The sequence below is a fragment of the Thermogymnomonas acidicola genome (genome assembly GCF_014646795.1).
In the GTDB taxonomy this organism is placed as follows: Archaea; Thermoplasmatota; Thermoplasmata; order Thermoplasmatales; family Thermoplasmataceae; genus Thermogymnomonas; species Thermogymnomonas acidicola.
The window spans coordinates 1,076,076-1,089,212 of the sequence record NZ_BMNY01000001.1 but is presented as its reverse complement, the minus strand read 5'-3'; the positions used below and the strand labels follow the sequence as shown (position 1 = coordinate 1,089,212).

At 58.6% G+C, this 13,137-nt stretch carries 15 protein-coding genes; 4 read left to right on the top strand and 11 right to left on the bottom strand.

The genetic code is table 11. From position 1 onward, the window contains the following. The first annotated feature begins 64 nt into the window (after window positions 1-64). From IEW66_RS05635 to IEW66_RS05625, 3 genes are read left to right on the top strand one after another with little or no spacing between them, the layout of a single operon-like run. Window positions 65-1,060, top strand: coding sequence for an aminotransferase class I/II-fold pyridoxal phosphate-dependent enzyme (locus tag IEW66_RS05635; RefSeq protein ID WP_188681006.1), 996 nt, complete (start codon window positions 65-67; stop codon window positions 1,058-1,060). Then, window positions 1,060-1,995 (top strand): cobalamin biosynthesis protein, encoded by a 936-nt coding sequence (locus IEW66_RS05630; protein ID WP_188681005.1) that lies wholly within the window; start codon window positions 1,060-1,062, stop codon window positions 1,993-1,995. Before IEW66_RS05635 ends, IEW66_RS05630 begins: the two co-directional genes overlap by 1 nt. 51 nt (window positions 1,996-2,046) lie before the next feature. Next, window positions 2,047-2,961, top strand: a complete 915-nt coding sequence (locus IEW66_RS05625) for a nicotinate-nucleotide--dimethylbenzimidazole phosphoribosyltransferase (protein ID WP_229657509.1) — start codon at window positions 2,047-2,049, stop codon at window positions 2,959-2,961. Here IEW66_RS05625 and IEW66_RS05620 read toward each other — a convergent pair. The 8 genes from IEW66_RS05620 to IEW66_RS05585 all read right to left on the bottom strand — a co-directional run bounded on the left by IEW66_RS05620 (window position 2,877) and on the right by IEW66_RS05585 (window position 9,622). After that, window positions 2,877-3,899, bottom strand: a complete 1,023-nt coding sequence (locus IEW66_RS05620) for an ABC transporter ATP-binding protein (RefSeq protein WP_188681003.1) — start codon at window positions 3,897-3,899, stop codon at window positions 2,877-2,879. The genes IEW66_RS05625 and IEW66_RS05620 overlap by 85 nt on opposite strands. Continuing rightward, a complete protein-coding gene (locus tag IEW66_RS05615) occupies window positions 3,883-4,935 on the bottom strand; it encodes a FecCD family ABC transporter permease (protein ID WP_188681001.1) in 1,053 nt (350 codons plus the stop codon). Before IEW66_RS05615 ends, IEW66_RS05620 begins: the two co-directional genes overlap by 17 nt. After that, complete coding sequence (locus tag IEW66_RS05610; protein WP_188680998.1) at window positions 4,932-5,909, bottom strand: ABC transporter substrate-binding protein; 978 nt, start codon at window positions 5,907-5,909, stop codon at window positions 4,932-4,934. Before IEW66_RS05610 ends, IEW66_RS05615 begins: the two co-directional genes overlap by 4 nt. A gap of 63 nt (window positions 5,910-5,972) precedes the next feature. Beyond that, window positions 5,973-6,725, bottom strand: coding sequence for a geranylgeranylglyceryl/heptaprenylglyceryl phosphate synthase (locus IEW66_RS05605; RefSeq protein WP_188680996.1), 753 nt, complete (start codon window positions 6,723-6,725; stop codon window positions 5,973-5,975). Between the two features lies 1 nt (window position 6,726). Then, window positions 6,727-7,623, bottom strand: a complete 897-nt coding sequence (locus IEW66_RS05600; RefSeq protein ID WP_229657508.1) for a UbiA family prenyltransferase — start codon at window positions 7,621-7,623, stop codon at window positions 6,727-6,729. 16 nt (window positions 7,624-7,639) lie between these two features. Continuing rightward, window positions 7,640-8,704 (bottom strand): class I SAM-dependent methyltransferase, encoded by a 1,065-nt coding sequence (locus tag IEW66_RS05595; RefSeq protein WP_188680994.1) that lies wholly within the window; start codon window positions 8,702-8,704, stop codon window positions 7,640-7,642. Next, window positions 8,701-9,246, bottom strand: a complete 546-nt coding sequence (locus tag IEW66_RS05590; RefSeq protein WP_188680992.1) for an NTPase — start codon at window positions 9,244-9,246, stop codon at window positions 8,701-8,703. The genes IEW66_RS05595 and IEW66_RS05590 overlap by 4 nt, the downstream gene beginning before the upstream one ends. A 1-nt stretch (window position 9,247) precedes the next feature. Further along, the gene (locus IEW66_RS05585) at window positions 9,248-9,622 is read right to left on the bottom strand and encodes a dihydroneopterin aldolase family protein (RefSeq protein ID WP_075056941.1); all 375 of its coding nucleotides are present in this window, start codon (window positions 9,620-9,622) and stop codon (window positions 9,248-9,250) included. 318 nt (window positions 9,623-9,940) lie between these two features. On the opposite strand from IEW66_RS05585, the gene IEW66_RS05580 reads away from it, so the two are divergent. Next, complete coding sequence (locus tag IEW66_RS05580) at window positions 9,941-10,156, top strand: hypothetical protein (RefSeq protein WP_075056857.1); 216 nt, start codon at window positions 9,941-9,943, stop codon at window positions 10,154-10,156. Here the strand turns inward: IEW66_RS05580 and IEW66_RS05575 are convergent. The 3 genes from IEW66_RS05575 to IEW66_RS05565 are packed head-to-tail and all read right to left on the bottom strand — an operon-like array spanning window position 10,153 to window position 12,997. Continuing rightward, a complete protein-coding gene (locus tag IEW66_RS05575) occupies window positions 10,153-11,802 on the bottom strand; it encodes a helicase HerA domain-containing protein (RefSeq protein ID WP_188680990.1) in 1,650 nt (549 codons plus the stop codon). The genes IEW66_RS05580 and IEW66_RS05575 overlap by 4 nt on opposite strands. Before the next feature lie 59 nt (window positions 11,803-11,861). Next, window positions 11,862-12,728, bottom strand: a complete 867-nt coding sequence (locus IEW66_RS05570; protein ID WP_188680987.1) for a hypothetical protein — start codon at window positions 12,726-12,728, stop codon at window positions 11,862-11,864. Next, the gene (locus IEW66_RS05565; RefSeq protein ID WP_229657507.1) at window positions 12,725-12,997 is read right to left on the bottom strand and encodes a hypothetical protein; all 273 of its coding nucleotides are present in this window, start codon (window positions 12,995-12,997) and stop codon (window positions 12,725-12,727) included. The genes IEW66_RS05570 and IEW66_RS05565 overlap by 4 nt, the downstream gene beginning before the upstream one ends. Window positions 12,998-13,137 lie beyond the last annotated feature (140 nt).

The following is a 13,137-nucleotide window of genomic DNA, read 5'->3' as shown; positions in this document are numbered from 1 at the left end:
CAGGAGCAGGGATCGCAGGCAGTGAGCAGGGCAACCATTTTATCGTGGCCAGCGATGGGCCCAGGTGCTCCTCACAGTGAGGCCGCAGAGGCATGTGGAACACGGGGGAGGCGCCAGGGGAGATGGTGTCCTAGACCTCAGCGTGAACCTGAACACCGTATCGTTCAGTCACACAGGCAGGTACCCTGACCCTGACAGGGTGAGGGCAGAGAAGAGGGTGGCGGAATGGCTTGGCCTTGAGCCGGAGAGTGTGGCTATAGTCCCGGGTGCCACCTGGTTCATACACAGGGTCATGCCAGAGTTCACGGGAGAGAGGCCACTGATCATAGAGCCATCCTTCAGCGAGGTGCAAAGGGCACTGGCCCTTAGGCACAGGCCTGTGAGCCTTTACGACCGGACTCTGGAAAGGTACCCCAGGATCGTGAGGTCCGTTGGGCCCACAGCAGCGGTGCTTACAGTACCGGCGGCGCACACTGGCTCCATCATCGGCGGGGGAGCGGTCAGGAGCCTGGAAACAGAGGTGAACGGCCCCATCTTCATTGACGAGAGCTTCATGTTCTTCACGGGCCTCGAGGGCTATGCCAAGAGGGCTTCCAGTTCTTCCGGCACTGTTGCATTCAGGTCACTCACGAAGGTGCTGGCGAGGCCGGAGATGAGGCTCGCCATTGTGACTTCAGGAGAGGAGTTCCTGGAGGCTGCGAGGATGCTGGCAGAACCCTGGTCATTGTCGGAAGAGGCTGTGGACTTCCTGCTCAAAGTCCCGTTGCCGGACCTCGATGGGCTTTCACTGGCCTACAGGGAACTGAGGGAGAGGCTGGTTGAGGGCCTGGAGCGCATGGGGATGAGAGTCATAGGCAGGCCGTCGGCAAACTACCTGTCCTTCAGTGTCCCTGCCGGGATAACAGCAGAGAGGTTCCGGGAGAGGATGCTCTCCCTGGGCATAGCGGTGAGGAGGGTGGAGATCTACGGGGCTGAGGCCATAAGGATGGCCGTGCCCGATGCCGGGAACCTTGACAGGGTCATGGATGCCCTCCGCAGGTCGGCCGGTGGTGGCAGCTGATGTCACCCATCCTGCCCGTGCTGCTGCCCCTGATCATCGTTGCGGCAGCCCTGGCGTATGACCTGGCGTTTGGCGAGTACCCGGAGGCCGTCCACCCCGTTGTCTGGATCGGGAGGCTCGAAGCGTACCTTGACAGGTTCTTCAGGGCCTACGGGGCAACGTTCGGCAACGGCCTGGCGTATGCCCTCTTCTGCCTCTTTGTGGTGGGAGTGGTGACGTTCGCTGTGCTCCACCTTGCATACCTGAGCCTGGTCTCCACGGTGGTCGTGTCCGCCTTCCTCCTCAAGTCCACGTTTGCCATAAGGTCAATGCTGCAGCATGTCAACGGTGTCCTCGATTCCCTTGATCGGGGAGACGTACAGGAAGCGCGGATGAGGCTCTCCAGGCTGGTCAGGAGGGACACTTCCAGGATGGGGGTTTCCCACATATCATCGGCGTTGATAGAGAGCCTGGCCGAGGGCCTGGTCGACGGGGTGCTCGGCCCGTTCCTCTTCTACGGCCTCTTCGGCATAATAGGCGCCATGGTATACCGGGCTGCCAACAACCTCGACTCCACGGTGGGCTACAAGGACAGCACCTACATACTCTTCGGAAGGCCAGCCGCGCTCATAGACACCTTATTCAACTACGTACCGGCGAGGGTATCTCCGGCCTTCATAGCCCTGGCGGGGGAGGCCACTGGCAGGAGGGCCAGGGGATCGGCCATAGAGTTCGCTGGCCTCACAGACAGTGCGAACGCTGGGTGGCCCATGAGCGCCATGGCCAAGCTGCTGGGCGTCTGGCTGGAGAAGCCGGGGGAGTACATAATAAATGAGGGTGGCCGGAACCCCACCCCCTCTGACGTGAGGGATGCAGTGAGGATCTTTGTCCTCTCCTCCCTCCTCTTTATCTTCATCCTGGCCATGCCCATTGCGCTGGTAAGGGTGGTGGTCTGACTGTCCGATTCGATATTCGTCCTACTGGCAGGGACAACAGAGATATCCACAGTGCCCGGAATAACTGCGGCTGGCCCGAACCCTGGGGCAACATACCTCACCCCCACGGTGGACAGCGAGATAGTGGTGGCCGGCTCACCGCTGAGCATAGACGTGCCGCCTGCAACCCCAGATGGCATACCGACACCGGCCATATTCACAAGGGCGTGCCTGGACCTCACAGGCACAAGGAGGCTGGTTGTTGATGCTGGCCTCAGCGACACCCCCAAGGTGCCGCACCTGCACACGGGCCTGGGCACAGCAGGTGATCCGAGGCTGAAGCCAGCGTGCCCGAAGTTCCAGGAGGCCTTCGCCTACGGGCGCTACATAGCCTCAACACTGCTCAGGGGCTACTCTAACATCTACCTGGCGGAGAGCGTGCCAGGTGGTACGACCACTGCAATGACAGTGCTCCGCCTCTGCGGCCTGGACTTCAGGAGCAGCAGCTCGATGCCTGACGACCCAACGGAACTGAAGGAGAGCGTTTACAACGACACTGTTTCCAGGATAGCCAGGAAAACGCTCTCACCCGGTGATGCGGTGAAGGAGGCGGGCGACTACATGATGTGCGTTGCCCTGGGCATAATATCCGAGAGCGATGGGGTTATCCTGGCAGGGGGGACACAGATGGCCTGCGTATCTTACCTTGCATCAAGGATACTGGACAGGCACGGGCTGCCTGTAATAACTACCAGCTGGGTGCTCCAGCACAGGTACCAGGACATAGCCAGGGTGGCTGGAAACGTGCAGGGCGTTGATGTTAGGGCCGACCTCTCCAGGCACCCCGGCATAAGGAAGTACTCCGAGGGGCACGTGAGGGAGGGCGTGGGCATGGGGGCGGCCTACTTCATAGCGAAGTCCTCGGGCCTCTCTGACCTGGAGATCATGGAGGAGGTGGACACCCTGTACTCCTCCATGGTCCCGTGAAACACGAGCCTGGCAGCCTCAGCTGCATCCTCGGGCCGTGTGCACGGCATTTCCCTGCTGGCACCGTTAAGGCTTACCCTCACAACCGACCCGTCGTAATGGAGTTCCATCTGCCCGCCTCCCATCTGGGCACCGTGCATGGCCAGGATCTCCTCGATCCTCCATGTGTCCCTGCCAGTCACCCTGACCCTCAGCCCGCTGAGGTCCCTCCTCACCGGAACGAATATGCCGTCCCTGACTGTGAACCCTGTGTCGTAAACCCTCTCCAGAATGTCCGTCCTTAGTACCTCCTCCGGCCTGCCATGCGCAACGACCTGCCCTTCCTTCATGAAGGTGATCCTGTGGCACAGGGCTGCCAGGGAGTTCACGTCGTGCAGCACCACCACCACTGTCTTCCCCATCAGAGATGCCTGCCTTATCAGGTCGTAGACAAGGAGCTCCCTGTCCACGTCCAGGAAGGCAGTCGGCTCATCCATCAGGACGAACTCCGTGTCCTGGTAGAGGGCTGCAGCGATCATGACGAGCCTCTTCTCCCCACCGCTGAGCGTTGAGAAATCCCTGTCCATGAGGTGCGCTATGCCAGTCCTCGCCGCCACAGATTCCAGGGACAGGCTGCTGCCAGACCAGGTGCCGTAGAGGGAGACTATGTCCCTGACCCTGAACGATATCGGCTCCGGGTGTTCCTGGTGCACCACAGAGATCTTGGAAGCCCTCTCCCTCTCGCTGTATTCCCCTATCTCCCTGCCGTCGATCAGGATAGCGCCTCTGTCCAGCCTCAGGTAGCCGTAAATTGCCCTCAGGAGCGTTGACTTCCCCGAGCCGTTCTTGCCACCTATCCCGTTGATCCTGCCCTTCTCCAGGGGTATCGTTACGTCCCTGACCGAGAAGGAGCCAAGCCTCAGGGCCACGTTGATAAGGCCGCTATCGGGCTGTCCCATGCACCACCCTCCTCACGAGGTACAGGAAGAACGGCACACCCACGATGCCTGTCACTATGCCAATTGGTATGACCTCCCCCGGCAGAACCATCTTAGATACGTCCTCAGCGACTAAGAGGAACATCGCCCCGAAGACCGCAGAATAAGGTATCACCTTCGAGTTGGTGCCACCGTAGAGTATCCTGGAGATGTGGGGCACGATCAGGCCCACGAAGCCTATGAGGCCGCTTACTGAGACCACCGCTGAAACGCTCAGCGTCGTCACGGCTATGGCGGTTGCCCTCACCCTCTCCACCCTCACGCCAATGGAGTGCGCGTGCTGGTCACCGAGCTGCAGTGCGTCCAGAGACCTGTTCATGGAGAAGGCCGCGGCCATGCACAGGACAACCACGACCGTCACGGGGCGCAGCTCTCCCCAGGTTATGCCGTTAATCGAGCCCAGGAGCCAGAAGTAGGCCTCGTTCTCAAGCGCGGGCCTGGTATAGAGGAGGAGGGCGACCATGGATGAGGTGAAGAGCGATATGGCTATGCCTGCCAGCAGCAGGTATGTTGGGGGTGCCCTCCCTCCCCTGAAGGAGAAGAGGTAAACGGCCGAGACCACCGCTATGGAGAAGACGAAGGCCAGGACCTGGAGGCTGTATATGCCGAAGACTGTGATGCCTGAGACGAACGCTATCACTGCACCCAGGGCAGCGCCGCTGGATATGCCTATTATGTAGGGTTCAGTTATCGGGTTCCTGAACACGCTCTGTATCACTGCACCGCCCACGCCCAGTGAGGCACCCACAACCAGGGAGCCTATCACCTCTGGCTCCCGGAGGTACACGACGATGATATAGTAGGCCCTGGGCCAGGTAGCGTGGATGTAAGAGGATATGCCCGGTATCTGGCTACCCACTATCCTGAACGTGGTGCTGGCCGGTATCCTTATCGAACCGATGATGAGTGAGAGTACCGATAGGGCCACCAGTGCCAGTGGTGGGATGATGTATGTCGCACCCCTCAGTGCCACCGAGTCTAGTGATACATACCTCATATGGACGGCATGCCAAGGGTCGGCGGGTATTTCAGGGCGATGGGGAACTGCGGCAGCTGCACGTAGACGTGGTACACCTCGTATATGAGCCACTGTATGGCGTACATTATCCTGAAGTCTGGTTCGTTGAAGAAGCTGTCATTGAAGAGCGTGTAGACCCTGTGGTCTATGTAGGCCGGGGTTGAGTTGAACGGCTCAACCTGCACGTTGGAGTAGTTCACGTACTGGTCAAGGAGTATGACCTGGGGGCTGTTGTTAGCAGTGGCGTTGGCAATGAACGATGGGTTGACCTCGTAGTACCCGGGGGCAGTTGCAATGTTTATCAGCCCGGAGTACTGGAAGATCTGGTTCAGGAATGTTCCGTTGCCAGCCGTCCAGTCGCCTGGGGCGTAGAGGTAGTAGAACACAGTGTACCTCTGGTGTATCTGCGAGAGTGCGCTGTCTATGGCATCAATCGATTCGTTCATCCAGTCCACGATCTTGGAGGCATTGCTCTCAGTCCCGGTCAGCTCGCCGAGCATAAGGGTGAAGTTCTCGATCTGGCTGAAGCTCTCCGGGTTGTCCAGTATGAACGGTATGTCGAGAGTGTTATTTATTGTGTAACCGTAGCTCGGCATGGTAGTGCCGTAGCCCAGGACTGCCTGCGGGCTCAGGTTCACGAGTTCCTCGTAGTTAACGCTAAAAGAATTGCCTACGTTCGGCAAAGTCTCGTTCGGCGGGTAGTAATCGAAGGGGTTCCCACCAACAAGGTCCTTGTAGGCGCCGAGCGCATAGAGCGTTACCGTTGCGCTCGGGTCAAGCGAGACGATCCTCGTTAGGGGCTGCTGGAACACGAACTTCGTCCCCAGGGCATCGTGTATCACGATCTCACCGCGCTGGGGCTGTGGGGCCCTGTAGTGGTAGCCAACGACACTGAAGGCGACCACCACCACTACGATGACAACGGCTATTGACCAGAATGTGCTGTTCTTCATGCTGATCACCAATTTTACAAGCTCACTTTAAGGGGGTAAAGTCCACTTGAATATTAAACTGTTCTATTTCTGGACCGGTATCCCCTTGACGCCAGAAATTATCGGGTGCAGGGATGCGTAGACATCCTGGGACCTCTCCGCAAGGGTGCCAGTGACGATTATGTCCGCCCCTGCCCTGGTGATTGCCTGGGCCGTCTCCCTGTCCCTAATACCACCGCCGACGATCAGTGGCACCGATATCAGTGCCTTGGTCTCAGAAACGACTTTCGGGCTCACCGTCGTCGGGGAGCCGCTCCCTGATTCGAAGTAGACGAGCTTCATGCCAAAGAGCTGGGCGGAGAGGGCGAACGAGGACGCGAGGATGTGGTCCTCCCTCCCTATGAGCCTTGCCTTCCCCACCTTGCCCACAGTCATGCCGGGCTCGAACACAAGGTACCCCATGGGTATGACCTCAAGGCCGAGGGCCCTCAGGTACCTGGCGGCCCTGACCTGGTGGCCCACTATGAACTCAGGGTCCTCAGAGTTCATGAGGGACAGGTAGTATATGGCGTCCGCCCTGTCGCTGACCATGTTGGAGGAGCCCGGGAATATTATGATCTTCCTGGTGCATGAATCCCTTATGGATTCTATTGTCCTGTCCAGCATGTGGCCGTCGATGTTAGTTGAGCCCCCGACCATTATGAAGTCCGTCCCGGCGGCCTCCGCCTCCTCTGCTATCTTGCCTGCCCTGTCCGGCGTCTGCGAGGCCGGGTCTATGAGCGTCATGTGGACCTTCTCTTCCCTTAGCTTCTCCAGAATCGATGCGTAAACGTTCATCCTAAATACCACCAACTACGAAGGACGCGAGCCCCACAATCATGGCGAGCTTTGAGATCTGCTGCTTCCTGTGCGTGTCCCTGGATATCCCCACGGCCGAGAATACGAAGAGGGCATCGGATACAACAACGACAGGCACGTAGAACAGGTTCAGGAGGTGCAGGAGGTATGGCAGGGATGAGAGGCCAACGGCGAGTGCTATGCAGGAGGCCACCAGGGCCTGTGTGGCTCCCACGCCGTACCTCTTCGGGAATGTCTGCCTGTCCCTGTCGCCTTTAATGTCCTCCACCCCCTTTATGAGCTCCCTGGAGAGGTTAGCCAGGAAGGCCATGAGGAACAGGATCACCATCTTCTCTGGCGAACCGACAGCGAGGCCTCCGAATATGAATATGAGACCAACGAGGGCGCTTATGGATATGTTCCCCGTGAGACCGAGCCTCTTTGTCCTGGCCTCGTACAGTATGAGGAGCGCCTCAGCAAGGAGCACTATTAGCGTCGACAGCGGTGGCAGGAATACCGCGGAGAGAACGACCGGGATAACGAAGAGGGCTGCGGCAGCGGCCCTTGCCTGGCCCCTTGATATGCTCCCGGTGACCAGTGGCCTCTCCGGGTGGTTGATCCTGTCCGTCTCTATGTCCGTTATATCGTTTATTATGTTCCCCCCGGATGTTACAAGGAAGACCACAGCGGAGGCGACGGCCACCGGCACCACGAAGTGGACAAGGCCTGTCCCCTTGCCTATGAACGCGGATATCCATGTGGCGAAGAGGCCCATGAAGCCGTTGACTGGCCTTATGAAGCGCAGCCAGACGTGAACAGGGTTGCCGTAACCTGGCTTTCCCACCTCAACCTTTGTGTTCTCCTCTGTCAGGCCACCGCACCGCAGGTATAAACTCACATACAGATATTAAGGTTTACACCCCTCCACTGGAGAGGGCATTCCTGTATGCTACGATGACGCTCTCCGTGCCGGCGCCACCTTTCACCTTTACTCCCGTGGGCGAGAGGTGCGTCCTGTAGGCCTGCGCTCCCGCCCTCTCTATCTCGTCTATGAAGGAGGATATGGGCGGAAGGGAGAGCCTCAGGTGCCGGGCCAGGTGGACTGCCTCTATGAAATAGGGCATGCTGTCCTCATGGAGGAGGGTGTCGAGGAGCCGGTTCCCGTTCCTGTCCAGGAATGACCTGTCCATCCTCCCGAGGAAGGCAGGGTCGTTCATCCCGGCGACCCACAGGGGGCCCTCATCGATGTCCCCGTAAAAGCTAAGTAGGTGGTGCTTCCTGTTGAACATGCCCACGTTTGACAGGCACCTGTCGGCAAGGGCTGCACCTTCTCTGACCCTGATGAAGACCCGGTAGTAGTGTGAGTGCCAGAATGAGAGGATAGGCTCTATGGCCCTGTCATAGGAAGCAGCCCTCCTGGCCAGGTAGCCCAGCAGGACCCTTATCCCGCTCTCGTGCCTGAGCTCGTCGTTGATCACAGAGGAGCCGTAACGCCTCCTCGTCTTCCTTGGGCTCGAACCTGTAAGCGCCGTGAGGTCCGTGACGGTTATGCCAAGTATGCCCCCGTTGCGCACGCACCTCAGGGCCGCGTCAGCAAATGGCACGCAGGAGCCGTAGGGGTCGATATCTATGTAGTCGAAGCTGAACCTCTCCACGACGCAGTTGAAGCTCTCGTTCAGCACCTCCAGGTCGACACCGTTGGCCCTCGCGTTCTCCTCTGATAGCCTGCAGGCAACTCTGTCCGTGTCTGCTGCCACAACCCTCAGGCCAAGCTCCCGGCCGATCCTTATGGCCCTCACGCCTGTCCCCGAGAAGCCGTCCAGCACCACCCTGGGCCTCACGGCCGAGAGCAGGGATAATGTCACGTCCCTGTTCAGCTTCTGAGACCTGTTGTAGAAGCCTGAAACTGCCCTGCCCGGCCCCTTCTCCGGCTGCTCCTCGGGCACATATATCTTCACCGAGCCCTCCTCAACGATCAAGCCGCGCCCTCTTCGCCGTTCAGAACCCTGAGCACCCTGAATGGCATGATGTTCTTGTTTATGGGCGTTATATCGAAGACCCTTACGCCCTCCAGGCTCCTGATCTCCTGCAGCACCGGGTTCCTGGACTTCTTGTGCAGCGTCACTATTATTGGCTTCTCAGTACGCAGCGTCTCGCCGATCTCCTTCTGCACGCTCTTGGTCAGGTTCTCCAGCTTCCCCACCTCATCGATCACTATGACGTCAGCGTTCTCCCTGGCCTTCTGGAGGCTCGGTATCAGTATCTCCTCCAGCACCCTGGTGTCCACGCCCAGCTTGTCGAGCTTCACCCTGGACACAATGCCGCTCTGGGCAAAGACCGCCCTCTTCTTGGAACTTATGTCGAAGATCGAGTACCCCACGAGCTTGTTGTTCTCCACCACCTCGCTGACCAGGACACCCTGCACAGTCAGGCCGTCCTTCTGAAGCATCTCGATTATCCTCGACAGAGCCTCGGCCTTTATTGAGCCCACAGGTCCCGTTATGCATATCTTCACAGCCATATCATCCCTCTCTGACGTCCTCAACGTACATCAAGGGGTAGTCCATATCCTCGACGTACCTGAGCCTGGCCCTTACCCTGACACTCCCGTAGGTGACCTCCACCTGTACGTCGAGCATCTCGCCATACAGAGTTATGTATTTGTACACGCCCTGCCTCTTGTGTATCGATTCCCTATCTATCCTGACCCTGGCGTCGGTCACAAACGGCTGGACCCTGAGGCTGCCCTCCATGGCCCTCTCCAGTGCGTCCACGTTGCTGAGGTTGAGGGGTACGCCCACATACTGGTGGTAGAGGGTGCCCAGCTTGATGCCAGCCTCGAACACTGCCCTGTCCCTCTCAGTGCAGTTGAAGTACTTCTGGGCAGGATCGTGCATTGCCACTTAATTACACGGAAGTAGTTAAATATTATTTAGTGAATAAGACTGGTTGCCCGTTTTTGCAGGCTATTCAGAACAAGGCTCCTGCCAAGCAGGTAGCCTCATGGGTGTGTCCTGTTTCCCGCCACCATTCAGTTCCCCTGCGGCCATCATCCGGGGCCTGGCAGGGAAAACCCGGGCCCACAGTACACAGGTTGTGCCTGAGGGCTTTCCACAGTCCCGATTGGTGTTCAGCACTGGGCCGGGCCGGCACCGGTGTCTCGGTGGGCGACCGGCAACAGTTAAATATGGACTTTAGGATATGGAGGCCCGAAGATGGTGGATTCAAGGAGGATACTGACAGTACAGAACGGCTACAGGTTTGTTGGCCTTTTCCTGCTTCTCTTCGGCATAGGCTTCTACCTGGCATGGTCAATACTATACGATACATGGGCAGACATAGGCGTGTATTCCTTCACCGTGGTTCTGGTTGTATTCGGGATACTCACGCTTGTGCTCGTTGACACTGCAGAGAAGGAGAGAAATACCTAGTGCACCGTGATGACGTGCCTTTCGCCCCCTGATAGGTAGATGCACTGTGACGTGCCCTGGACCGTGCCACCCCTGAGCCCTGAGGCCTCATCTCCCCTGAGGGGCAGTAATGATGTTGCGCCCCCCAGGTCTGGCGTCCTGAAGATGAATATGTGTGCGGAGTTGAGGAGTATGTTCCAGTCCCCATCGCCGGCCCTGAGGTCGTCCATGTTCTGCGTCACCGAGACCACACTGGTAAGGTAGTGGCGGGAGTGCCTCACTATTGAGCCGGCGAAGGCTGCCAGTTCCCTGTTCCACAGGAGGTTGCTCATCTCCTCGAAGACCAGGACCTTCCTCCCTGGCTGCTTCATCCATTCCGGGATGAAGCGGAGCATGAGTGCGAGCCTGAATGCAGAGTCCCGGTCACGCTGGGTGCCTGTAACGAAAATGAAGCTCCCCTGCCTGGCGCTGAAAGGATCGAACGCGGACCGCCTCAAATCTATCTTTGCTGCACCCGGAAAGAGGGGCGAGTATTCATCCAGCGGGTCAACGATCAGGAAGGCAGAGATTGCCGTGTCTGCCAAAAGGCCCTGCAGTAGCCTCTTGACGAAGTGCGACTTCCCGCTTCCGGTCTCACCAACTACGCACACGTTGAACGAGTTGTGCCTGAACGGGTCAAACAGGAACTTCCTCCTGTCCTCCCTGTAGCCCAGGAAGGTACCGGAGGTTGGCCTCGCCGGTTCCGGGACTGCAATGGCATCCAGGGACGAGTGTGTTATATATAAACCATTTTCCCTGCCCGGCACCATGTGCTTCATAGCCCGTGCAGGTACCTCGTAGGTGTTCAGCAGCCTCAGCCTTCCGCCCAAGGAGACAACACGCCTCTCCAGTGCCTCGATGTTCTCCCTGAGCCCGACAGGGTCCGGAGCGCTCACCACTATGCTGGCGGTGCATGAATAGATTCTCTCGCCCTCCGCGGAAGCGGAGAGCAGGTATTCCGCGTACCTCACCATTTCGTCAACCCTGCTGGCCCGGCGCACCGTTTCCGGTGCCAGGTCCCTCCTGGCCCTTAGGGCGGCCAGGGCCCTGGCCAGCACCCTGTCCGGCCTCTGCACCTCGCTGACTGTGCAGACCAGCATGGCGTCCAGGTCTCCGTAGTCAAGGAACTCCCTGAAGAAGTTCGCCCTTACCTCAGGGAACTCCTCAACGGAGAGCACTGACCTGTACCGTCCTTTCCAGAGGAAGTATGTCCTGCCTGCCCAGTCCCACCCCGAGACCATGCACGAGAGTGCCAGGAATGGTGATCCAACCCCCTCCACAGCGCTCTCCAGCCGAACCGAGGGCGATGCAACTACAGCGGAACTGTAGAAATCGCCACTGACATCCTGTGTGGCTGTCATGTAAATGGCATGTCTCCCCGGCACCCTGCCCTTCTCGGGTTTGGAGGCGTTCAGCCTGATGCCCCTGAAGCGCAAGGAGGGCCCGTCAAACACGATCCCCCTCGCTGCCAGGCGCGCCCCAGCTGCGATGGCTGGAGAGAGCATGTCCAGGAGCAAAGGCCTGCCCGAGCGTGTTGCCAGGAGCAGCAGGGCAACGGCACCCACGGCTGCTGCAAGTGGGATGGAGGTTGAGGAGAGCCAGAGGGAGGTGAGCAGGATGAGCAGCACAGATAGCAGCCTGTAACTGACACCTCTCCCCAGCGGTGGTGCGGAGAGCCTGATGGCCCTCAGCTGTCATCACTCTCCCTTTCCATGTCCTGCATGCGGTCGTCCCTGGAAATGTGCCTGCGGAAGCTGCGCAGGAGACCTGGCCAGATGGCGATGGAGATGGAGGATGCCATGTATGAGAGGCCCTGGCCCAGGTAGATGCCACCTATTCCAACGATCAGCGTGACGGAGAGTGGGGCGAGGAGCAGCATGCCTATCTGGAGGCCAGCGTAGCCCATTAGGAAGGATGAGAGGTACACGCAGAGGAGGATCACGAATGGAGAGGCCAGAGACTGCATGTAAAGGCTCCAGAGCCTGATGGCCTCCCTCCTGGCCGCAGGCAGTATGGCAATGGCTGTCACGACGGGGAGCACAAACTGAAGGGCAAGTGTCAGCGCCTCCAGCACCAGGGCAACTGCCAGAAGCAGTGAGAGGGATACCATCAGTGCAGAGTAATAGAGGACGAGGAGGATGAGGCCACCTGCATGTGCAGCCACCGGAAGGGGATATGAAATGTGGCGCCCAAAGTCACCCCAGGCAATGGAATAGAGGGAGAGGAAGGTGCGTTCTGTCCAGTGCGTGATCGCGAATGAGAGCGAGGAGACTGTGAGTGATGTGAGCGCGGCTGCAATGGTTCGCTCTGCCCTTTCCCTCCCGGCCACGCCTGCCAGCATGGCTAGGCCGAGCAGGGCCCAACCTGCTGTGTCAAGTGAGGGGAGCGCGTACCTTAGGAGCTGGTGGTAAAGGGGCACCTCTGCCACAACCCTCGATTCTATGCCGAACTCGTAATTTGGGGTCAGGGCGTGCATCACCGCGAAGTGCCAGAGGAGGTAGTCGAGGGAGAGGAGGGCGGAGGAGATGGCCTGCACCAGCGCTGAGAGGCTCATGTGCCAAAGGCTATGAACTTGAAGATGCCGTATATGGAGCCGCTCACCGCAAGGGCATAGATGACAGTGCCTATGATTGCATTCCTGAGCCTTAGGTGCGATTCGTAACGCCTGTTCTCATCCACGCTGAAGAACCCCAGGGCCACAGGAATCCAGAGTATGGCTATGACGACCGAGCTGACGCCTATGGCAACCTCCAGGAGCCTTTCGAGCACCCCGGTGAACGCCAGGCCACCGACTGCGGAAAGGTACATCCTCGGATCCAGCATGGCTCCGGTTATGATCACCATCAAATTAAACTGTTTCCATTGTCTATGTATTGTAATAGATAGTTTAATTGTATTTATATCATTGTATCATAATTCACATATATTGTGTTTCTCACACACCCGTGAATCCCGCCGACTGC

Excerpts from the sequence above, each read along its gene's own strand:
- IEW66_RS05630 (WP_188681005.1), top strand. The coding sequence starts at position 1,060 with ATGTCACCCATCCTGCCCGTGCTGCTGCCCCTGATCATCGTTGCGGCA.
- IEW66_RS05620 (WP_188681003.1), bottom strand. The coding sequence starts at position 3,899 with ATGGGACAGCCCGATAGCGGCCTTATCAACGTGGCCCTGAGGCTTGGC.
- IEW66_RS05615 (WP_188681001.1), bottom strand. The coding sequence starts at position 4,935 with ATGAGGTATGTATCACTAGACTCGGTGGCACTGAGGGGTGCGACATAC.
- IEW66_RS05610 (WP_188680998.1), bottom strand. The coding sequence starts at position 5,909 with ATGAAGAACAGCACATTCTGGTCAATAGCCGTTGTCATCGTAGTGGTG.
- IEW66_RS05605 (WP_188680996.1), bottom strand. The coding sequence starts at position 6,725 with ATGAACGTTTACGCATCGATTCTGGAGAAGCTAAGGGAAGAGAAGGTC.
- IEW66_RS05590 (WP_188680992.1), bottom strand. The coding sequence starts at position 9,246 with ATGGCTGTGAAGATATGCATAACGGGACCTGTGGGCTCAATAAAGGCC.
- IEW66_RS05585 (WP_075056941.1), bottom strand. The coding sequence starts at position 9,622 with ATGCACGATCCTGCCCAGAAGTACTTCAACTGCACTGAGAGGGACAGG.
- IEW66_RS05580 (WP_075056857.1), top strand. The coding sequence starts at position 9,941 with ATGGTGGATTCAAGGAGGATACTGACAGTACAGAACGGCTACAGGTTT.
- IEW66_RS05570 (WP_188680987.1), bottom strand. The coding sequence starts at position 12,728 with ATGAGCCTCTCAGCGCTGGTGCAGGCCATCTCCTCCGCCCTCCTCTCC.
- IEW66_RS05565 (WP_229657507.1), bottom strand. The coding sequence starts at position 12,997 with ATGCTGGATCCGAGGATGTACCTTTCCGCAGTCGGTGGCCTGGCGTTC.